The sequence below is a fragment of the Phytobacter sp. genome (assembly GCF_059074235.1).
Genome location: NZ_JCACPZ010000008.1, coordinates 71,674 through 92,261, shown reverse-complemented (window position 1 = coordinate 92,261; position 20,588 = coordinate 71,674). Strand labels below are relative to the sequence as shown.

Annotated in this window: 18 protein-coding genes; 12 read left to right on the top strand and 6 right to left on the bottom strand. The window is 52.5% G+C overall.

Annotation, left to right across the window (positions count from 1 at the left end):
• Positions 1–145 precede the first annotated feature (145 nt).
• A complete protein-coding gene (apbC, locus tag AC5JPW_RS18325; protein ID WP_494242559.1) occupies positions 146–1,255 on the top strand; it encodes an iron-sulfur cluster carrier protein ApbC in 1,110 nt (369 codons plus the stop codon).
• Between the two features lies 1 nt (position 1,256).
• Here apbC and AC5JPW_RS18320 read toward each other — a convergent pair whose 3' ends face one another.
• The 4 genes from AC5JPW_RS18320 to AC5JPW_RS18305 all read right to left on the bottom strand — a co-directional run bounded on the left by AC5JPW_RS18320 (position 1,257) and on the right by AC5JPW_RS18305 (position 5,236).
• On the bottom strand, positions 1,257–1,700 hold the full coding sequence (locus tag AC5JPW_RS18320; protein WP_494243855.1) for a GNAT family N-acetyltransferase: 444 nt from the start codon (positions 1,698–1,700) through the stop codon (positions 1,257–1,259).
• Positions 1,701–1,715: 15 nt separating this feature from the next.
• Positions 1,716–2,048: an RcnB family protein gene (locus AC5JPW_RS18315; protein ID WP_494242558.1), complete on the bottom strand. Its 333-nt coding sequence runs from the start codon at positions 2,046–2,048 to the stop codon at positions 1,716–1,718.
• 206 nt (positions 2,049–2,254) lie between these two features.
• Positions 2,255–3,271: a zinc-binding alcohol dehydrogenase family protein gene (locus AC5JPW_RS18310; RefSeq protein WP_494242557.1), complete on the bottom strand. Its 1,017-nt coding sequence runs from the start codon at positions 3,269–3,271 to the stop codon at positions 2,255–2,257.
• 855 nt (positions 3,272–4,126) lie between these two features.
• A complete protein-coding gene (locus AC5JPW_RS18305; RefSeq protein WP_494242556.1) occupies positions 4,127–5,236 on the bottom strand; it encodes an ABC transporter ATP-binding protein in 1,110 nt (369 codons plus the stop codon).
• A gap of 356 nt (positions 5,237–5,592) precedes the next feature.
• On the opposite strand from AC5JPW_RS18305, the gene AC5JPW_RS18300 reads away from it, so the two are divergent.
• From AC5JPW_RS18300 to AC5JPW_RS18275, 6 genes are all read left to right on the top strand, one after another.
• Positions 5,593–6,825 carry an extracellular solute-binding protein gene (locus AC5JPW_RS18300; protein WP_494242555.1) on the top strand — a complete coding sequence of 411 codons (1,233 nt, stop codon included), beginning with the start codon at positions 5,593–5,595 and terminating at the stop codon, positions 6,823–6,825.
• A 141-nt stretch (positions 6,826–6,966) separates the two neighbouring features.
• Positions 6,967–8,274 carry a carbohydrate ABC transporter permease gene (locus AC5JPW_RS18295; RefSeq protein ID WP_494242554.1) on the top strand — a complete coding sequence of 436 codons (1,308 nt, stop codon included), beginning with the start codon at positions 6,967–6,969 and terminating at the stop codon, positions 8,272–8,274.
• A 9-nt stretch (positions 8,275–8,283) separates the two neighbouring features.
• Positions 8,284–9,135, top strand: a complete 852-nt coding sequence (locus AC5JPW_RS18290; RefSeq protein ID WP_494242553.1) for a sugar ABC transporter permease — start codon at positions 8,284–8,286, stop codon at positions 9,133–9,135.
• 4 nt (positions 9,136–9,139) lie between these two features.
• Positions 9,140–10,342, top strand: a complete 1,203-nt coding sequence (locus AC5JPW_RS18285; RefSeq protein ID WP_494242552.1) for a glycoside hydrolase family 53 protein — start codon at positions 9,140–9,142, stop codon at positions 10,340–10,342.
• Between the two features lie 154 nt (positions 10,343–10,496).
• Positions 10,497–12,554: a beta-galactosidase gene (locus AC5JPW_RS18280; protein ID WP_494242551.1), complete on the top strand. Its 2,058-nt coding sequence runs from the start codon at positions 10,497–10,499 to the stop codon at positions 12,552–12,554.
• Between the two features lie 68 nt (positions 12,555–12,622).
• Positions 12,623–12,937 (top strand): PTS sugar transporter subunit IIB, encoded by a 315-nt coding sequence (locus AC5JPW_RS18275; protein ID WP_494242550.1) that lies wholly within the window; start codon positions 12,623–12,625, stop codon positions 12,935–12,937.
• A gap of 288 nt (positions 12,938–13,225) precedes the next feature.
• On the opposite strand, the gene AC5JPW_RS18270 is transcribed toward AC5JPW_RS18275, so the two are convergent.
• Positions 13,226–14,491, bottom strand: coding sequence for a maltoporin (locus tag AC5JPW_RS18270; RefSeq protein ID WP_494242549.1), 1,266 nt, complete (start codon positions 14,489–14,491; stop codon positions 13,226–13,228).
• 268 nt (positions 14,492–14,759) lie between these two features.
• Between AC5JPW_RS18270 and AC5JPW_RS18265 the strand changes: the two genes are divergently transcribed.
• Complete coding sequence (locus tag AC5JPW_RS18265; protein ID WP_494242548.1) at positions 14,760–15,833, top strand: LacI family DNA-binding transcriptional regulator; 1,074 nt, start codon at positions 14,760–14,762, stop codon at positions 15,831–15,833.
• A 112-nt stretch (positions 15,834–15,945) separates the two neighbouring features.
• Here the strand turns inward: AC5JPW_RS18265 and AC5JPW_RS18260 are convergent, their stop codons facing one another.
• Positions 15,946–16,707, bottom strand: a complete 762-nt coding sequence (locus tag AC5JPW_RS18260) for a DeoR/GlpR family DNA-binding transcription regulator (RefSeq protein WP_494242547.1) — start codon at positions 16,705–16,707, stop codon at positions 15,946–15,948.
• A 462-nt stretch (positions 16,708–17,169) separates the two neighbouring features.
• Here AC5JPW_RS18260 and AC5JPW_RS18255 point away from each other — a divergent pair, with 462 nt between their 5' ends.
• Genes AC5JPW_RS18255 through AC5JPW_RS18240 form a run of 4 tightly spaced genes read left to right on the top strand, consistent with a single transcriptional unit; the run spans position 17,170 to position 20,581 of the window.
• Complete coding sequence (locus tag AC5JPW_RS18255) at positions 17,170–17,499, top strand: PTS sugar transporter subunit IIB (protein WP_494242546.1); 330 nt, start codon at positions 17,170–17,172, stop codon at positions 17,497–17,499.
• 17 nt (positions 17,500–17,516) lie between these two features.
• A complete protein-coding gene (locus AC5JPW_RS18250; protein WP_494242545.1) occupies positions 17,517–18,809 on the top strand; it encodes a PTS sugar transporter subunit IIC in 1,293 nt (430 codons plus the stop codon).
• A gap of 40 nt (positions 18,810–18,849) precedes the next feature.
• Positions 18,850–19,158, top strand: a complete 309-nt coding sequence (locus AC5JPW_RS18245) for a PTS lactose/cellobiose transporter subunit IIA (RefSeq protein ID WP_494242544.1) — start codon at positions 18,850–18,852, stop codon at positions 19,156–19,158.
• Positions 19,159–19,180: 22 nt separating this feature from the next.
• The gene (locus AC5JPW_RS18240) at positions 19,181–20,581 is read left to right on the top strand and encodes a glycoside hydrolase family 1 protein (protein ID WP_494242543.1); all 1,401 of its coding nucleotides are present in this window, start codon (positions 19,181–19,183) and stop codon (positions 20,579–20,581) included.
• Positions 20,582–20,588: the final 7 nt, after the last annotated feature.

Genomic DNA, 20,588 nt, shown 5'->3' with positions numbered 1-20,588 from the left:
CTTCCGCCGTACAAAACCCCTCCATTTCACAATCCACGACCTGAGCCGCTCTATTGGGCACTATTGAGAAATGAATATTTGGTGACAGTGGAGTAAACTTGAACCTTAACAATGTCTTTTCAGAACAACATAACAAGGAGTCGGGATGAACTCTCAATCCCAGGCCAAATCCCCGGAAGCCTTGCGTGCGCTGGTCGCCGGAACGCTGGCCAATTTTCAGCACCCCACCCTTAAGCACAATCTCACCGCCCTGAAAGCCGTGCATCACGTTGCCTGGCTTGACGATACTGTACATATCGAACTGGTGATGCCATTTGTCTGGCGCAGCGCGTTTGACGTGCTTAAAGAGCAGTGCAGTGCAGAATTGTTGCGCGTCACGGGTGCCCGTGCGATTGACTGGAAGCTGTCCCACAACATTGCCACCATGAAGCGGGTGAAAAACCAGGCGGGCGTGAATGGCGTGAAGAACATCATTGCTGTCAGTTCCGGTAAAGGCGGGGTAGGGAAATCCTCTACCGCCGTGAATCTGGCGCTGGCGCTGGCTGCGGAAGGGGCGAAGGTCGGTATCCTCGATGCCGATATTTATGGCCCGTCGATTCCCATGATGCTGGGCGCGGAAGGTGAGCGTCCGACCTCACCGGATGGCACCCACATGGCACCGATTATTGCCCATGGACTCGCCACCAACTCCATCGGTTACCTTGTGACTGACGATAACGCCATGGTCTGGCGTGGCCCAATGGCGAGCAAAGCGCTGCTGCAACTGTTGCAGGAGTCGCTCTGGCCGGATCTGGATTACCTGGTGCTGGATATGCCGCCGGGCACCGGTGACATTCAGTTAACCCTGGCGCAGAACATCCCGGTGACCGGCGCGCTGGTCGTGACCACACCGCAGGACATTGCGCTGATTGACGCCAAAAAAGGCATCGTGATGTTTGAGAAGGTGGAGGTGCCGGTTCTGGGCGTGGTGGAAAACATGAGCATGCACGTGTGCAGCAACTGTGGTCACCATGAACCGATTTTCGGCACCGGTGGTGCGGAGAAGCTGGTCGAGCAATACCACACGCAGTTGCTGGGCAAAATGCCGCTGCATATTAGCCTTCGTGAAGATTTGGATAACGGCACACCGACCGTTATCCATCGTCCGGACAGCGAATTCACCGCACTCTATCGCCAGCTCGCCGGTCGCGTGGCCGCGCAGCTTTACTGGCAGGGTGAAGTGATTCCGAGTGAAATCTCTTTCCGTTCAGTGTAAGTCACTTGCTGGCTGCCCGAGAGGGCAGCCGGTAATGCATTAGCAGATAATCCCCTTGTGGCGATATCCCTTCCGCTTCCACATGCCAGCCGTGATGCCGGTAAAACGCCAGCGCATGTTCATTACGCGTCAGACATTTTAATGCACCGGTGCTGGTGAATTCCGTCTGTACTTTTTTCAGTAACGCACTGCCGACGCCCTGGCCCTGACAGGTCGGGTCCACAAACAGGCTATGCAGGAAGTTCTCGTTAACGTGGACGGCGGCAAAGCCTTTGCGGTGACCGTCTTCTTCGGCCACCCAGATGACTTCGCCAATAGTAGTGGAATCAAAATCTTCCAGCGTCCAGTCGCTACCATCAAGCCAGGTCCAGTTGGCACGTCGAGAATGGAGGAACAGAGTACGCAGAAACGGACGGTCACTCTCTTGCCAGGGGCGAATAATCAGCAAATCGTACTTTCCTTAACGGTGATAGAAAATGTCGCCATCATAAGCTTTTACAATCTTGCCGTCCGTGTTGGTGATCAGCACATAGCAGCCGCCCATGTAGGTCCAGTGAGTGTCCGGGTCGGGGGCGGGCAGATTACGCAGTTGATATTGCTTAATGGCGTACTCGTCAGTGCGGTACATTTCTGGCACGGTATCGCCAATGTTGAATTTGGTGAAATCGGCAACGAAGGCCTGGATTTCATAAGACTTGATTCCCGTCGAACCAGCAGCAGTTTGTGGTGCTGCAAAGGCGCTGCTTGCTGCGGCCAGCAGTATTCCCAGAAGTACAACTTTTGTCTTACCCATGATCTCTCCAGATTCCTGAGGTTTTTTTCATTTTGCAAACTGCCATGATTGCCGGAGCGCTACCGGCTCGCAATCGCAAAAATGTTATGAAGTTACGGTAATGGTAAAAAGTGTAAACAAAAGCGAAGCACAGCAGGATAAGCGGAGAGCATAATTTGCTATCCGCTTGAGAGGAAACACGTTTTTAAGAGGAATCCTGGCCGGGTTTAGCGAGAAGTAAAACCTTCCAGCACGATTTTGCCGACGGCACGCTGGGTTTCAATCCGCTGATGTGCACGACGCAGGTTTTGCGCGTTAATTTCGCCGAAATGCTCACCCAGCGTCGTTTTCACTGCGCCTTCATCAATGAGTGAGGCGACACGGGTGAGCAGGCGGTGCTGTTCAATGATGTCGGTGGTCTCAAACATCGAACGGGTAAACATAAATTCCCAGTGCAGTGAGATGCTCTTCACTTTTAACGGACGGGCGTCCAGCGTTTCAGGGTCATCAATCAGCGCCAGTTTGCCCTGCGGCTGCAGTGCGTTAATCAGCTGCTGATAATGGTCTTCGGTGTTGGTGAGGCTGGCAACGTGACTGACCTGCTTGATACCAATGCGTGCCAGCTCTTCCGTAATGGGCTTTGAGTGGTCAATGACATGATGTGCGCCACGCTCTTTCACCCATTGCTGACTTTCAGGACGCGAAGCGGTGCCAACCACCGTCAGTTTTGTGAGCTGACGGGCCAGTTGCGTCAGAATAGATCCCACGCCACCCGCAGCGCCAACAATCAGTAGCACATCACCCTCATTGCCATTTTCCTGCACACCCAGACGGTCGAAGAGCATTTCCCAGGCGGTGATGGCGGTCAATGGCAGGGCTGCCGCAGAGGCGTTATCGAGAGATTTGGGTTTTAATGCCGCAATGCGCTCATCCACCAGTTGGTATTCGCTGTTGCTGCCAGGGCGGGTCAGGGCACCGGCGTACCAGATTTCATCGCCGGGTTTAAACAATGTGACGGCCTCACCGGTGGCAACGACGACGCCGACGGCATCCCATCCTAATACGCGAGGGGTATCGGCGTTAAAACCGGCGCGAACTTTGGTATCCACCGGGTTCACCGAGATGGCTTTGACTTCTACCAGCAGGTCGTGTCCCTGAGCAACCGGGGTGGGTAGTTCAATGTCGGTTAAAAAATCAATGTTACTGGCACCCTGAGCGGCGCGGGTAATAGCGATAGCTTTCATACAGACTCCATGTGAAGAGGGAATGGAGTAAGGCTAGTCGAGGGAGAGAGGAAGAAAAATGGGGGAAGGGAGGTAGGACTTATCTTCCAGGAGTGAAAATGGGGGCGATTTTATTTTCTGAGGGGGAGCTGGTGGCATTGGTGGAATCGTTCCGTTCACTCTGGGTAAGCGTACATTTTAATCCTGTGGAAAGGTTCCGTTCACCTTGAGTTCATTGCTTTTCTGAAACAGGGGAACCCGTGAACGTGCAAGGGAGGCTCACCGCCGCCTCCCTTGCACGTTCACGGGTTCCCGGCTCCGAAAATCGCCGCTAACGCGGTGCATTCGTCTTATGCCGTCTGACTATCGGGTCGGGGACCAGCCTACATCCCTGTAGGCTATCCCCTCCGCCCACATCCATGTGGGCGGCCCCGGTCAGCCGTCAACACCTCATCGATTTTCAGCCGGACCAGAAAACCCTCGCTGCAAGTAATGACTTCACAAATAAATCGGTTTTGCTTTTAAGCCAGTGCATAGGAAGTCAGGTGTGGCGGGGCCGGCTGAAAATTGGCGACGTGTTTCCGTAAGGCCGGGGCGCTGCGCATGGATGCGCGGCGAGGGTGCGAGTTACAGGGATGTAACGTCGCGCCCGACCCGATAGCCTGAAGGGATAAGCGGAGTGGACCGCGTCAGCGGCAATTTTCCCGCCGGGAGCCAGGATTGTTAAGGAGGCGGCGGAGAGCCTCCTTAACACGTTCACGTGTGGAGAGGCCTCAGAAAAGTCATGAACCTAAGGTGAACGGAACGATTCCACATGATTAACATGAACACTTACTCAAGGTGAACGGAACCTTTCCACAGAATCAATTACTCCCCTCAATGCACATTCGGCACATCAATATCCGCACTAATCCGCTTATCCTGGTCATCAAACACCATGCAATGCTTATTCTCAAAAGAGAGGGTGATCTTCTGCCACGGGCGGAAATGCACATCGCCAGGCAGCAGGATTTTAACGTTATCGTGCCCGTAGCTCTGCCCGAAGAGGTAAGTATTGTTCCCCAGTCGCTCCACCACTTCACACTGAAACTCCAGCGTGGTGCCGCGCGTGGTGTCCGTCGCCAGATGCTCAGGGCGTATACCCAGCGTGACATTTGCTCCTGGCTCCAGCGGCGAGGTGGTCACGCCGAGCGTCAGCGTGTTGCCCTGCGCCAGCGTGACGATCAGCTCACCCGGCTGCCACTGGGCGACGGTTGCAGGCAGGAAGTTCATTTTCGGCGAGCCGATAAACCCGGCTACAAATTTGTTCACCGGGTTGTAGTAAAGCTCCATCGGAGAGCCCATCTGCTCGACGTTGCCGTAGTTCATCACCACGATTTTATCGGCCAGGGTCATGGCCTCAACCTGATCGTGGGTCACATACACCATGGTGGTTTTCAGCTCCTGATGCAGGCGGGCAATGTGCAGACGCATATCAACACGCAATTCGGCATCGAGGTTGGAGAGTGGTTCGTCGAACATAAACACCCGTGGGTTACGCACGATGGCGCGGCCAATTGCCACGCGCTGGCGCTGACCACCAGAAAGTTGCTTTGGTTTACGGTCCAGCAGATGCACCAGTTGCAGGGTTTTGGCGACCATTTCCACCTGACGACGGATTTCATCTTTTGGCACTTTGTTCACTTTCAACCCGTAACCCATGTTCTCCGCTACCGTCATGTGCGGGTAGAGCGCATAGGACTGGAACACCATCGACACACCTCGGTGGGCCGGGGCGACATCGTTCATCACTTCATCGCCAATCAGCACTTCACCATCGCTGACCTCTTCTAAGCCGGCAATCATGCGCAGCAGGGTGGACTTCCCGCAGCCGGACGGCCCGACAAACACGGCAAACTCGCCGTCTTCAATATCCAGATTCACATTGTGCAGTGTGACAGTGTCGCCAAAGCGCTTGGTGACATTCCTCAATCGTATATTGGACATCAAGTTTCCCCGAAGTTGGTAGCGGTTGGTTGCTGTTGCGAATTGGGCTGTTTAATGAAGTTTTGTTTTACGTATAACAAGCCATCGATAATGCCGTACAACAGCGATAATTCATGGTCAGACTATAACTTCCAGCATTTGCGCGCCCTATATCGAATTGTCGATTTTGTCGTTCCTGTCACACAACTGGCAGTTAATTCTCGTTTTATTGCGACCTCAAGTGTAGCGTATACCAAAATCAATAAGGCGAGCTAACGCGCTTTAACTCACGCAATATCAGGTGCTTTTGCTGTAACGACATCAGGTGGCGCGCAATAAAAACCATGAAATTGTTATACCTTGACATGAGGTTGATAATGAAAAAGAACACTCTTACTGCACTGATCCTTTCCGCACTGGCCGTGGGGCAATCCCTGACTGTTCAGGCACATGCCACCACCCAGCTCAATGTCTGGGAGGACATTAAGAAATCCGTTGGCATCCAGGATGCCATCAAGGACTTCGAAAAAGAGAATGACGTAAAGGTCAACGTGCAGGAGATGCCTTTCGCGCAGCAACTGGAAAAATTACGCCTCGATGGTCCGGCGGGGATTGGCCCTGATGTGTTGGTGATTCCTAATGATCAGGTGGGCGGTGCCGTTGTGCAAGGGCTGTTGACCCCCCTGAATCTGGACAAAGAACAGGTTGACGCCTTCACACCAGCCTCGATCAACGCGTTTCGGATGGATAACGCGCTGTATGGCGTGCCGAAAGCCGTTGAAACCCTGGTACTGATTTACAACAAAGACTTGATCGACAAACCGCTCGACAGCCTACAGGCATGGCTCGACTACTCGAAAAAACAGCGTGCAGAGAACAAATACGGCCTGCTGGCGAAGTTTGACCAGATCTATTACAGCTGGGGGGCTATCGGCCCGATGGGCGGTTACCTGTTCGGTAAAAACGACAAAGGCGGCTACAACCCAACCGATATCGGCCTTAATCAGCCAGGTGCCGTGGCCGCCGTTACCTTCCTGAAAAAATTCTATTCCGAAGGCGTCTTCCCGTCGGGGATTTTGGGCGACAACGGCCTGAACGCAATCGACTCCCTCTTTACCGAGAAAAAAGCCGCGGCGGTGATCAATGGTCCGTGGGCGTTCCAGCCGTATGAAGCGGCGGGCATTAACTATGGCGTTGCACCATTGCCAGCGCTGCCGGACGGTAAACCGATGAGTTCCTTCCTCGGCGTAAAAGGCTATGTCGTCTCCACCTGGAGCAAAGACAAAGTCATGGCGCAGAAATTCATCGAATTTATCAATCAGCCTAAGTACGTGAAGATCCGCTACATCTCCACTCGTGAGATCCCGGCGCAGAAAGCGATGATTGACGATCCGATGATTAAAAATGACGAGAAAGCCAGTGCCGTTGCCGTACAGGCCGCACGTGCCACCGCCATGCCGGGCATTCCGGAAATGGGCGAAGTCTGGGGACCGGCAAACGCCGCCCTTGAACTGAGCCTGACCGGAAAACAGGAACCAAAAGCAGCGCTCGATGGCGCGGCGAAGCAGATTCATATGCAAGTGGAAGCGATGCAGGCCAGCAACCAATAAATGCCCGTCATCTTTCACGTTACAGGGGCACTGGCGTCACTCTCTTGCCATCTTCCTGCAACGCGAAATATCCAGGGCATTGAACAAACAAAGCGGTATTGAACGGGAGGGTGTGCCTCCCGTTTTGAGAAGGAGTCGTACGTGATTATCAGTCCCAGCGAAAATTTTGCGAAAGCGCGAAGCGCCGGACGGCACGCGTGGTGCGGGCTGCTGCTGGCTATTGTGCCGGGCTTTGGTCAGTTTTATCACCGTCAGTGGTTAAAGGGCCTTGTCTTCCTGGTGTTGCTCAGCAGCTTTATGGGCATTTTCTATGATTTTTTGCGCGAAGGGCTATGGGGCTTATACACCCTCGGTGAAGAGGTTCCCCGGGATAACTCCATCTTCTTGCTGGCAGAAGGGATTATCAGCGTCCTGATTATCGCTTTTGGCGTCACGGTCTATTACTTCTCGCTGCGCGATGCCTGGGTGAATGGCAAAAAGCGCGATGAAGGCCAACAGCTCAACAGCGTGCGTAAGCAGTATCAGATGCTGTTAAGCGACGGTTTTCCCTATCTGATGATAACGCCTGGCTTCATCTTGCTGGTGTTTGTGGTTATTTTCCCGATTCTGTTTGGCTTTGCCATCGCGTTTACCAACTACAACCTCTATCACACGCCGCCGGCGAAGCTGGTGGACTGGGTTGGGCTGAAGAATTTCGTCAACATTTTCACGCTTTCCATCTGGCGTTCAACCTTCCTGGACGTGCTGCAATGGACGGTGGTGTGGACGCTGCTCGCAACGACGCTGCAATGCACGGTCGGCGTGTTGCTCGCAATCCTGGTAAACCAGAAAGATCTGCGCTTTAAGCCGCTGGTGCGCACCATCTTTATTCTGCCGTGGGCGGTACCAGGCTTTGTCACCATTCTGGTGTTTGCCGGCATGTTTAACGATACCTTTGGGGTGATTAACAACGCTATTCTCGCCTTTTTTGGCATCGGGCCAAAAGCCTGGCTGACGGATCCGTTCTGGACCAAAACGGCGCTGATCATGATGCAAACCTGGCTGGGTTTCCCGTTTGTCTTCGCCATGACCACCGGTGTGTTGCAGGCCATCCCTGATGATTTGTACGAAGCCGCCAAGATGGACGGCGCGGGCACCTGGACCCGTTTACGAACCATTACGTTGCCGCTGGTGCTGTACTCGATTGCACCGATCATCATCACCCAGTACACCTTCAACTTTAACAACTTCAACATTATCTACCTGTTTAACAACGGTGGCCCTGCGGTGGCGGGCTCTAATGCGGGTGGGACGGACATTCTGGTGTCGTGGATCTACAAGCTGACCATGTCTTCATCGCAGTACGCGATCGCCGCGACCATCACCATTCTGCTGTCGATTTTTGTTGTCGGCCTGGCGTTGTGGCAGTTCCGCGCAACCAAATCCTTTAAAAACGACGACATGGCGTAGGGAAGAAAAATGGCTACATCACAAAGTATTCGCCGCGAGAAGTGGGTTCGTCTTTCCCTCTCCTGGCTGATTATCGGGCTGGTTTCGCTGATTATCATCTACCCGCTGGTGTGGACGGTAGGGGCGTCGCTGAATGCGGGTAACAGCTTGCTCAGCACCTCGATAATCCCGGAAAACGTCTCGTTCCAGCACTATGCGGACCTGTTCAACGGCCAGGTGAATTACCTCACCTGGTACTGGAACTCCATGAAAATCAGCTTTATGACCATGGTGCTGACCTTAATCAGCGTCAGCTTTACCGCCTACGCCTTCTCACGCTTCCGCTTTAAGGGGCGGCAGAACGGGTTAATGCTGTTTTTGCTGCTGCAAATGATCCCGCAGTTCTCCGCACTGATTGCCATTTTCGTGCTGTCGCAACTGCTGGGACTGATTAACAGCCATCTGGCGCTGGTGCTGATCTACGTCGCCGGGATGATCCCGATGAACACCTATCTGATGAAGGGTTACCTCGACGCCATTCCGAAAGATCTGGATGAGTCGGCACGCATGGACGGTGCCAGCAACTTCCGCATTTTTATCGAGATCATCATGCCGCTCTCCAAGCCAATTGTGGCGGTGGTGGCGCTGTTCTCCTTCACCGGACCGCTTGGGGATTTCATTCTCTCCAGCACCATTTTGCGTACCCCGGACAAATTCACGCTGCCTATTGGGCTTTACAACCTGGTGGCGCAAAAAATGGGCGCCAGTTACACCACCTACGCGGCGGGGGCGGTTCTGATCGCCGTGCCGGTGGCAATCCTCTACCTGGCATTACAAAAATACTTCGTCTCCGGCCTGACCTCCGGCAGTACCAAAGGATGATTACATGAAAAGGTTTGCACCCGCTTTGCTTGCTGTTTGCCTGTCCTGCAGTTTTACCGCCAGTGTGTTCGCCGCCGAGGCTATCACCACGCGGCAGTTTACTGCGATGCCGGCGGATTTTATTAAGGGCGCGGATATCTCCACGCTGCTGGATACCGAAAAGCACGGCGCGAAGTTTTTTAACGATAAGAACCAGCAGCAGGATGCGATCGCCATTCTGAAAGAGAACGGCGTTAACTATGTGCGCCTGCGTCTGTGGGTCGATCCAAAAGATGCTCAAGGCCAGGCTTACGGCGGCGGCGATAACGATCTTGCCAGCACCATTACGCTTGCTAAACGGGCCAAAGCGCAGGGCATGAAGCTGCTGCTGGACTTCCATTACAGCGACTTCTGGACCGATCCGGGTAAACAGTTCAAGCCAAAAGCCTGGGAGAAAATGGATTACCCGCAGCTGAAAACCACGATCCACGATTACACTCGTGACACCATCGCCCGCTTTAAGCAGGAAGGTGTGCTGCCAGATATGGTACAGATTGGTAACGAAATTAACGGCGGCATGCTGTGGCCGGAAGGCAAAAGCTGGGGGCAGGGCGGCGGTGAGTTTGATCGTCTGGCGGGCCTGCTGAACGCGGCTATCGACGGCCTCAAAGAGAACCTGAAAAACGGTGAGCAGGTCAAAATCATGTTGCACCTGGCTGAAGGGACGAAAAACGATACCTTCCGCTGGTGGTTCGATGAAATCACCAAACGCAATGTGCCGTTCGATGTGATTGGACTGTCGATGTACACCTACTGGAACGGGCCTATCAGCGCGCTGAAAAGCAACATGGATGATATCAGCAAGCGTTACAACAAAGATGTGATTGTGGTTGAGGCGGCCTACGCCTATACCCTGGCCAATTGCGATAACGCCGAAAACAGTTTCCAGGCCAAAGAGGAAAAAGACGGCGGTTATCCGGGAACCGTGCAGGGGCAATATAACTATATTCACGATTTAATGCAGGCCGTTGTAAATGTGCCGGACCATCGCGGTAAAGGAATATTTTATTGGGAACCGACCTGGATTGCCGTGGGCGGAAATACCTGGGCCACTCAGGCCGGAATGAAATATATCAACGACCAATGGAAAGAAGGTAATGCCCGCGAAAACCAGGCGTTATTTGATTGCCAGGGGAAGGTACTGCCGTCGGTAAAAGTCTTTAATTAATTTTACCCGTCATACTTCAAGTTGCATGTGCGTTGGCTTTCCTCGCTCACCCCAGTCACTTACTGGAGTAAGCTCCTGGGGATTCGCTGCGTTGCCGCCTTCCTGCAACTCGAATTATTTAGGGTAAACGCTGTCAATTTTGAAGGATTTTAATATGAATAAATTTGCGCCTTTGAGTCCGAAGGTCGCCACGCTATTGCATGGCGCTGACTACAATCCGGAGCAGTGGGAGAATTACCCCGATATTATTGATAACGATATTGCCATGATGAAAGAGGCAAAATGCAATGTCATGTCTGTCGGTATCTTCAGTTGGTCGAAACTGGAGCCGCAGGAAGGGGTATTTAATTTTGGCTGGCTGGATAACATTCTGGAGAAACTGTATGCGGCGGGGATCCATGTTTTTCTGGCTACGCCAAGCGGGGCGCGCCCAGCCTGGATGTCGCAAAAATACCCGGAAGTCTTAAGGGTCGGGCGTGACCGTGTGCCTGCGCTGCACGGCGGGCGTCACAACCACTGCATGACCTCGCCGGTTTACCGCGAAAAGACATTGAAAATTAACAGCCTGCTGGCCGAGCGCTACAGCCAGCATCCGGCGGTACTGGGCTGGCACCTGTCCAACGAGTACGGCGGCGAATGCCACTGTGACCTGTGCCAGGAGAAATTCCGTGACTGGGTGAAAGCACGGTATAAGACGCTGGAAGCCCTGAACCACGCATGGTGGAGCGACTTCTGGAGCCATACCTACAGCGACTGGTCGCAGATTCAGTCTCCGTCGCCGCAGGGTGAAGTCTCCATTCATGGCCTCAACATTGACTGGCGTCGTTTTAATACCTCGCAGGTCACTGAATTCTGCCGCCATGAAATTGCGCCACTGAAAGCGGCGAATGCGTCACTGCCGGTGACCACCAACTTCATGGAGTACTTCTACGATTACGACTACTGGCAACTGGCTGAGCCGCTGGATTTCATCTCCTGGGACAGCTACCCCATGTGGCACCGTGATAACGACGACACTGCGCTTGCCTGCTATACGGCGATGTTCCACGACATGATGCGTACCCTGAAAGGCGGAAAACCCTTCGTGCTGATGGAGTCCTCGCCGAGCGTCACTAACTGGCAGCCGACCAGCAAGCTGAAGAAACCGGGCATGCACATTCTCTCTTCCCTGCAGGCCGTGGCACACGGGGCGGATTCGGTGCAGTACTTCCAGTGGCGTAAAAGCCGCGGCTCGGTAGAGAAATTCCACGGTGCGATTATCGACCACGTCGGGCATCTCGATACCCGTGTTGGCCGTGAAGTCACCGCGCTGGGCGATATTCTCAGCCGCCTGCCGGGGGTGATGGGGTGTCGCACCGACGCGCGCGTGGCGATTATCTTTGACCAGCAAAACCGCTGGGCGCTGGATGATGCGCAAGGGCCGCGCAACATCGGCATGGAATATGAAAAAACAGTTAACGAGCACTACCGGGCATTCTGGGAAAAGGGTATTGCCGTGGACATCATCGATGCAGACGGCGATTTAAGCCGTTATGCGCTGGTGATTGCACCGATGCTCTACATGGTGCGCGAAGGCTTTGCGCCACGGGCGGAAGCCTTTGTCGAGGGTGGCGGCCATCTGGTGACCACCTACTGGACCGGGATCGTCAACGAAACCGATCTGTGTTACACCGGCGGCTTCCCGGGGCCACTGCGCAATCTGCTGGGTATCTGGGCGGAAGAGATTGATTGCCTGGCCGATGGTGAAAGCAATCTGGTTCAGGGGCTGGCCGGTAATGAAGCGGGTCTGCAAGGGCCCTATCAGGTGCGCCATCTGTGTGAATTAATCCACACCGAAAGCGCCATCTCGCTTGCCACATACCGTGACGATTTCTATGCCGGTCGCCCGGCAGTAACGGTGAATGCGTTTGGTAAAGGTAAAGCCTGGCATGTGGCCTCGCGCAACGATCTCGCGTTCCAGCGTGATTTCTTCGCCGGTATTATTGATGAGCTGGCACTGCCACGCGCCGTAGAGGCGGATTTCCCGCCGGGTGTGGTGGCGACTGCGCGTACCGACGGTGAATCCACCTTTGTCTTTATTCAGAACTATGCCCGTCAGTCGCAGACGGTGACACTACCGCAGGGCTACACGGACTGCCTCTCTTCGGCACCGGTGACGGCTCCGCTCACTCTGTCTGCGTTCGACTGCCGTATCCTTCGTCGTAAAGCCTAAGCGTTCCATCCACGCCTGCTCGCCCGAGCAGGCGTTTTTGTATCCGCAATTCACAGGAGACAACTACCATGGTGAGCCTTAAATCTTTTCTGCATTACTTCTCGCAACCGCAATCCACTACACCGCTGAGTGACAGCGATATGGCGACTATTCAGCGCCTGGTAGCGGCCTTTGGCGGCGAGGAGAATATCAGCCACGTCGATGCCTGTATTACCCGCCTGCGCGTGACGGTAAATAACCTTGCTACCGTAGATTCTCAGGCGCTGCAACAGGAAGGGGCACTGGGGGTGATTATTCTTGGCCAGCAGGTGCACGCAATATTTGGTAAACAGTCAGATGCGTTGCGAAAATTACTTGATGAGCATTTTTCAGTTCGTCGTTAAATAAAAATTGAGAACAGCGTTAAATAAAAAAAGGGATACCTGCGAAGGTATCCCAAACAGTTACACTGAAAAGCAATGGCAATAAAGGTCACTACCCGCTAATAAACTGCCAGGTCTCGGAGATAAATAACGATGTAAAGCGCGAAATAAAACAGTAAAAATTTATACCCTAAATAATTCGAGTTGCAGGAAGTTGGCAAGAGCGTGAATCCCCGGGAGCTTACTGAAGTAAGTGACTGGGGTGAACAAACGCAGCCAACGCACTTGCAACTTGAAGTATGACGGGTATTACCACCAGGCTTCTACCTGCACACCGAAGTTCCAGGTATTATTAGCGGTATGGTCATCAAATGATTTACCGTTTTCTGAATCATTCAGATAAGACGCAAATACACGTAATTCAGGGCGCGACATAAAATCACGACCATCTGCCAGTCCCAGTGCAATGGTGTATTTCTCACCGCTCTGTTTGTAATGGGTCCCGTTGTTATAGGTGTCTTTCTGGTAGAAACCACCCACTTCGCCAATCAGACGGACATAATCGGTGAACTGATACTGCGCACGGCCAACCAGAGAGACCAGACGTGACTTGTCGGTGTAATCGGTGATGTCGTCCGCTGATCCGTAGGTCAACACGTGGTTAAAGGAGAACTTGTCGGTGATAGGGATAAGACCCGTGTTGATCACGCGATAGCCGGATGCATCGTTCACGTAGTGCCACATGTCATACCAGCCGCCGCCCTGTGACACCATGTTCTGTGCCAGACCTTTGTTGGCGTACTGCAGAACCAGTTTGTTATAGCCACCGAGCATGTCCTGGCTGATTTCGCCGGTCACCATCACGCCGTCATCCGCTTCGTACAGGCCACCGTAGTCTTTCTGCTTCTTGGTTGGGTTTGGCATGGCGTAATCAATGCCCACTTCTGTCCATGCGCCAGCCCAGGGTTTCCAGCCTGCATAGCGCAGGTCGATGTAGTTGATGTTCACATCGTTGTCGCCATCTACACGATAGTCGACATCGTTAGCATCACCGCGGATCCAGGCAACAGATACCGCGCCCGGCCCGACGGTGTAGTTTTCAATCCCTGCACCTGAACCGGAGATGTTCCAGTACTTGGTGTCGATGATGTGCAGGTCGTGGCGCTGGTAGTAGCGTTTACCGCCCCAAATCACCGCGTTCGGATCACCCGGGATCAACCCTTTAATCTGCAGGTTTAACTGACGCAGACCAAATTCAGCGTCGTCACCAAAGGTTGTTTCACTGTCGTTTGAGCCGTCTGACACCATGCTGACCATGGTATCCAGGTAGAAACTCACCTCGTCCTTTTTGTAGACTTCGGAGCCCAACTCCAGCTCACCGTAGGTATCTGCTTCGTTACCCAGACGACCCAGTTTGTTCTTTTGCCACTCCTGCATCCCGCCATCCCCGGATACACCCACGCCTGAGCGCAGGTAGCCGTGGAAGTCGATAGGGACAGAAGAAGCAGCCAGTAATGAAGGTGAAGTCAGCGCAGTGGCTAACGCAATGGCAACTGTGCGTAGCGTAGTGTTCATATCAATCCTCTTATAGTTTTGTATTACGTTCACATAAACGCTGTCATAAAATGCCTAATTGTAAAAACTGGCAAACTAACAATCGCAATTGTGTGATTAACTGCAAATAAATCAGCCTTTTTTGTTACGAAAGGAGAATGTGTTCACGATGTCATGTAATGTGAGCGTGATACTTAATTGCGGGTTTTTAGCGTAGGAAAAGCGGAGTGAGCGTTTTTTTAAATGGCCCCTGTTACAATTGGCGCATAACAACATAAGGAACCGGACCATGAAGTCTAAAAGCGCGACATTAGAAGACGTTGCCCGTCATGCGGGCGTCTCCTATCAGACCGTGTCCAGGGTACTCAATAAATCTGCCAATGTATCCGAAGCCACACGTCTCAAGGTAGAGAAGTCCATTGAGCTGCTACGCTATGTGCCTAATCGGCTGGCGCAACAGCTGGTTGGCAAGCAAAGTCAGACTATTGGGTTAGTGACAACATCCCTGGCACTGCATGCCCCTTCACAGGTTGCGGCGGCGGTAAAACGTTACGCAAATCTGGATGGTTATCATGTACTCATTTCGATGATTGATGAGAACGTCAATCAAGATATCCAGTCGGCCATCAACGAACTGAAGTCTCAGTTGGTGGATAAGATGATCATCAACGTCCCCCTGGAGACTGAAAGGGCGCAGAAAATCGCGTCAGACAACGATGACATCGTCTGTCTGTTTCTCGATGTAGACCCCTACAGCTCTGTGTTTAACGTTTCGTTTAACCCGGCAGATGGCACCCGTGCCAGCGTTAAACACCTGTACGATCAGGGGCACCGGGAGATCACGCTGCTGGCCGGGCCGGAGGACTCCGTCTCTGCGAATCTGCGCCTGAAAAGCTGGGTGGAAACTCTGAATAGTTACGGCCTGAAACCGGTGATGGTCTTTCACGGGAACTGGGATGCGCAAAGCGGCTATGCGGGGGCGTTGAAGATGCTGCGTGAGACGCCGAACTTCACTGCGGTGCTGGTCGGGAACGACCAGATGGCACTGGGGGCGTTGAGTGCATTCCATCAACATCACATCGCCATACCCAGTGAGAAGTCGGTGGTGGGCTACGATGACACCTACGAAAGCTCGTTCTTCCACCCGGCGCTGACCACTGTGTCGCTGGATCTGGATCTGCAGGGCAAAGAGGCGGTTCGGCGGCTGCTCGACAGCGGCCATAGTGACCCGACGCGTACCTCATCGGTGCTTCCGGCGCGGCTGATTGTGCGCCATTCCACTGGCCCATTGCAGAGCAAAGAGACCAACCTGCAGGCTATCGCTGAACAGTTACAGGCGATAGCCCATCAGTTGATGAAGTAGTCAGAACAGAAGGGCCGGGTGACCGGCCCTGGTTTATTACATCTCGTCTTCAAAGCGCTGCTTTGCTCCCCGTACGCCCCATAAGCCTGCGCCATCGGGAGTTTAACGATTCTCAGGGCTCCTGTTCACCCACGACGATCAGTTCCACATCGTGTTCTTCAATCAGTTTGAGGATGTTCTTCGGGGGTGTTTTATCGGTAATGATGTGGTCAATGTCCGACCAGGTGCAGGACTGATACATCAGCTGCAAATTAAACTTGGCAAAGGTCGCAATACAAATGACTTTTTTGGACTGCTTTGCCATCGCCACTTTTTGCAGGGCATCAAGTTCGGTATCGGTGGTAATTCCACTTTCTGACAACGCGCTGACGCCAATAAACGCTTTATCCGCGTAATAGCGCTTAATTTGCTCAAGTGCGGTATTACCTAATATTGCATGAGAATAATCATCAAAATTCCCCCCCAGCACCGACACGCTGATCCCTTTCTTACCAATAATTTCACCCAACACTTCAATGGAATTGGTTATCACGCTGACCGGAGAGGGTAACTGGCGGGCGAGGGCGGCAGATGTTGTGCCCGCATCAATAAACAGAATCTCTTTTTCATTAATGGTTTTGGCTGCCCAGCCCGAAAGCAATGTTTTTTCCGGGCTATATTGTGCCCGCTGAACATAAGGCTCCTCAATACGCTTTTCTGCCAGAATAGCCCCGCCGCGAATACGCAAAATATGCGGAAGTTGTGTCAGTTTGACTAAATCACGACGCGCAGAATCAGATGAAATATTGTACTGCTGGCAGATGTAATCGAGCGTCACTTTACCCTGCGTTTTAATTAACTCCTCTAACTCGATCAACCGCTCTTCTTGTGTCATCACGTATTCCATTCTGCTTTGAGTAAGGGTAACGGGGGCCATGTTAGCCGATTACGCCCCGTGCGTACACGGATTCATGGCAGGCCGATTCTTCATTGATGGCGGGGGGAATTGCCTCCTGTTTAAGTAAATAAAACACTTACGAATGCGTAATGGATTGTCATCATAAGCGGCATTATGGTAAGTTTGCGCACGATTACTTAAGTGTTTTGGTGGTTTTGTGCGGAGTAAGTCACATAAATATAATGATAGTTAAGTGATTTGCTGTTTTTTGGGATTCGAGTCACGGAATCCTGCTGCCCGGACTGACAGCATGCACTCGTCACAAGAAAAGCATGTTTTCTGGCGAGTTCAGAGCCGACACCTGACCGTTGATGAGTAACCCATCATCAGGATTGAGGTTGTGTTGGAAATGAAATGCCAGGGCTAAGTCACACACACTTTTTATAACGAGGGCTGAAGATGAACAAAATTTTTCTCTGCTGTGCCGCCGGAATGTCGACCAGTATTGTCGTCAATAAAATGAAACAAGCTGCCAGTGCCAAAGGTATTGAAGCGGAAATTATTGCCGTGGCAATGGAAGAGTTTGAATCGACCATTACACGTTTTGATTGCTGCCTGTTAGGGCCACAAATTAAATATAAATTCGAAGAATTTAAAACCATTGCCCAGAGAGAAGGGAAGCCTATTGCCATTATCAGCAATATGGATTACGGCATGCTTAAAGGTGAAAAAATCCTTGATGATGCTTTGAAAATGATCCGCGATTCTAAAACTCACCCAGTACAATAATTCTACAGGGTATTATTATGTCGAACGCATTTTTTAATTTTATTGAGAATAAAATTACGCCCGTTGCCGCCGTTGCAGGAACCCAACGTCATATTATGGCGGTACGTGATGGTTTTATAGGCGCGATGCCCTTTATGATCGTCGGCTCCTTTTTACTTATTTTTGCCTTCCCCCCTTTCGCCCCGGATACCACGTTTTTTATCGGCAAGCTGTGGCTGTCCGTTTCTCAGCAGTACTTCAACGAAATCATGACCCCGTTCCACATGACGATGGGGATTATGGCCTGTTACATCAGTGCAGGGATTGCCTATAACCTGGCGCAAACCTACAAGCTGGATGCGTTCTCCTGCGCCATGTTATCGCTGATGACCTTCCTCTTGATCACTTCGCCTTATAAAGACGGTTCGCTGCCTGCGGCCTTCCTTGGCGGATCGGGGATTTTTACCGCGATTCTGGTGGGGATTTTCTGCGTCGAGTTGGTCCGCATCCTGAAGGTGTACAACATTGGCATTAAGTTGCCGGAACAGGTACCGGACAAGATTCGTCACTCCTTTAACCTGCTGATCCCGGCAATCGTCATCATCTGCACGATTTACCCCCTCAATGTGGTGCTGCAGCACCAGTTCGGTATGCTGCTGCCGGAAATCATCATGACGGCATTCACCCCGCTGATTTCCGCGGCGGACTCCCTGCCAGCGGTGCTGATTGCGGTTTTACTCTGCCAGGTATTGTGGTTTTCCGGTATTAACGGCGGGGCGATTGTCGGCGGCATTCTGCAACCGTTCTATCTGATTAACCTTGGACTTAACCAGACGGCGCTCGCCAACGGGTTGCCGATCCCGCACATTTTTGCCGAGGCGTTCTGGGCCTTCTTTATCAACCTCGGCGGTTCGGGTGCCACGCTGGCACTGGTTCTGCTCTACATGCGCAGTAAAGCGGTACACCTGCGTGCCATCGGCAAACTTTCGGTCGTGCCGGTCTGCTTCAACATCAACGAACCGGTCATTTTCGGAAGCCCGGTGGTCATGAATCCAATTCTCTTTATTCCTTTCATCATCGCCCCGGTGGTCAACGCTGTCATTGCCTGGTTTGCCACAACCAGTGGTTTGATCGCCAAAGTGATCTCACTGGTTCCCTGGACCACGCCCGCACCGGTTGGCGCAGCATGGGGCGCAGGCTGGGTGATGAACAACACGATACTGGTTATCGCCCTGATTGTTATCGACATCTTTATCTACCTGCCTTTCTTCAAAATTTACGAAAAGCAGCTTCTTGAGCAAGAACGTGAGCAGGAAGTGGCTACGGCATAAGCCGCCCATTCCGCCTTCTTTTATTGAGTGGAGACAGAACATGGATATGGAATCAACGGTCATGGAGCTGATTATCAACGCAGGGGAGTCACGCAGCTACGCGATGGAAGCGCTGCGTGCCGCTAAACGGGGAGAGTGGGATCAGGTGGACGCGAAGCTTGCTGCTTCGGCGGAAGCCTCGAAACGCGCTCACGATGTTCAGACCATGCTGATTGGCCTGGACGAAGGCTGCGGCAAAGTGCAGGTCAATCTGGTGCTGGTCCACGCGCAGGATCACATCATGACCTCAATGCTGGCCCGTGAACTGATTGCAGAAATCATCGACGTACAGCGCCAGCTACAGCACTAACCTTCTTATTCAGGAGTAAAAAATGACATTTCCACGTGATTTTTTGTGGGGCGGCGCGGTTGCGGCTAACCAATGCGAAGGTGCCTGGAATATCGACGGTAAGGGCCCAAGTATTCAGGATGTCACTCCACAAGGGGTGATGGGGCCGATGACGGCACAGCCGACCGACAATAACCTGAAGCTTGAGGGGATCGATTTTTACCACCGCTATAAAGAGGACATTAAACTCTTTGCGGAAATGGGCTTTAAGGTTTTTCGCACCTCGATTGCCTGGTCACGAATCTTTCCCAACGGCGATGAACACACGCCGAATGAAGCGGGCCTCGCTTTTTATGATGCACTTTTCGATGAGTGCCATAAATACGGTATTGAACCGTTGGTGACCCTGTCGCATTACGAAACACCACTGCATCTGACCAAAGAATATAACGGCTGGGCAAACCGGGCGATGATCGGTTTTTATACCCGTTATGCCACCACGGTATTTACCCGCTACCAGCACAAGGTGAAATACTGGCTGACTTTCAATGAAATTAACTCCGTGCTGCATCATCCCCTGATGAGCGGCGGCATTTTTACGCCTAAGAATGAACTGAGCCAACAGGATCTCTATCAGGCCGTGCACCACGAACTGGTTGCCAGCGCCCTGGCGACGAAGATCGGCCGGGAAATCATGCCGCAGGCGAAATTTGGCTGCATGGTATTAAGCCTGCCCATTTACCCGTTGACGCCAAATCCAGATGACGTGATCGCCTGTATGCATGCCGATCACCGGAATGATTTCTTTGCGGATGTACACGTGCGCGGTTATTACCCCGGCTATATGCAGCGTTATTTCCGCGAGCAAAACATTCACCTGCAATGGGAAGAAGAGGATGCGCAGATCCTGACCCATACCGTCGATTTCCTCTCATTCAGTTATTACTTCAGCACCTGCGAAACGGTACAAACTGACGTGGATGGCGCTACCGGCAATTTAATGGGCGGGGTGAAAAACCCGCACTTAACCGCCAGTGAGTGGGGCTGGCAAATAGACCCACAGGGGCTGCGCTACATCTTAAATAAATACTATGACCGCTATCAGCTGCCTCTTTTCATCGTGGAGAACGGACTGGGCGCGAAAGATGTATTGATTACCGATGGCGCGGGCGAGCCTACGGTTAACGACGATTACCGCATCCAGTATTTGCGCGAGCATCTCGAACAGGTTCATGAGGCGATTCAGGACGGCGTACCGGTGATGGGCTACACCACCTGGGGTTGTATCGATCTGGTCAGTGCCTCGACGGCACAACTTTCCAAACGCTACGGATTTATTTACGTCGATCGCGATGACGACGGTAAAGGCTCACTGGCCCGCTACAAGAAAAAATCATTTTACTGGTATCAGAACGTTATCCATTCCAACGGCGCTGAGCTGTAGATCTGAG

Coding starts and splice junctions, on each gene's coding strand:
- AC5JPW_RS18315 (WP_494242558.1), bottom strand. CDS start 2,048: ATGGGTAAGACAAAAGTTGTACTTCTGGGAATACTGCTGGCCGCAGCA.
- AC5JPW_RS18310 (WP_494242557.1), bottom strand. CDS start 3,271: ATGAAAGCTATCGCTATTACCCGCGCCGCTCAGGGTGCCAGTAACATT.
- AC5JPW_RS18240 (WP_494242543.1), top strand. CDS start 19,181: ATGACATTTCCACGTGATTTTTTGTGGGGCGGCGCGGTTGCGGCTAAC.
- AC5JPW_RS18285 (WP_494242552.1), top strand. CDS start 9,140: ATGAAAAGGTTTGCACCCGCTTTGCTTGCTGTTTGCCTGTCCTGCAGT.
- AC5JPW_RS18275 (WP_494242550.1), top strand. CDS start 12,623: ATGGTGAGCCTTAAATCTTTTCTGCATTACTTCTCGCAACCGCAATCC.
- AC5JPW_RS18280 (WP_494242551.1), top strand. CDS start 10,497: ATGAATAAATTTGCGCCTTTGAGTCCGAAGGTCGCCACGCTATTGCAT.
- AC5JPW_RS18305 (WP_494242556.1), bottom strand. CDS start 5,236: ATGTCCAATATACGATTGAGGAATGTCACCAAGCGCTTTGGCGACACT.
- AC5JPW_RS18255 (WP_494242546.1), top strand. CDS start 17,170: ATGAACAAAATTTTTCTCTGCTGTGCCGCCGGAATGTCGACCAGTATT.
- AC5JPW_RS18270 (WP_494242549.1), bottom strand. CDS start 14,491: ATGAACACTACGCTACGCACAGTTGCCATTGCGTTAGCCACTGCGCTG.
- AC5JPW_RS18265 (WP_494242548.1), top strand. CDS start 14,760: ATGAAGTCTAAAAGCGCGACATTAGAAGACGTTGCCCGTCATGCGGGC.
- apbC (WP_494242559.1), top strand. CDS start 146: ATGAACTCTCAATCCCAGGCCAAATCCCCGGAAGCCTTGCGTGCGCTG.
- AC5JPW_RS18250 (WP_494242545.1), top strand. CDS start 17,517: ATGTCGAACGCATTTTTTAATTTTATTGAGAATAAAATTACGCCCGTT.
- AC5JPW_RS18245 (WP_494242544.1), top strand. CDS start 18,850: ATGGATATGGAATCAACGGTCATGGAGCTGATTATCAACGCAGGGGAG.
- AC5JPW_RS18300 (WP_494242555.1), top strand. CDS start 5,593: ATGAAAAAGAACACTCTTACTGCACTGATCCTTTCCGCACTGGCCGTG.
- AC5JPW_RS18260 (WP_494242547.1), bottom strand. CDS start 16,707: ATGACACAAGAAGAGCGGTTGATCGAGTTAGAGGAGTTAATTAAAACG.
- AC5JPW_RS18290 (WP_494242553.1), top strand. CDS start 8,284: ATGGCTACATCACAAAGTATTCGCCGCGAGAAGTGGGTTCGTCTTTCC.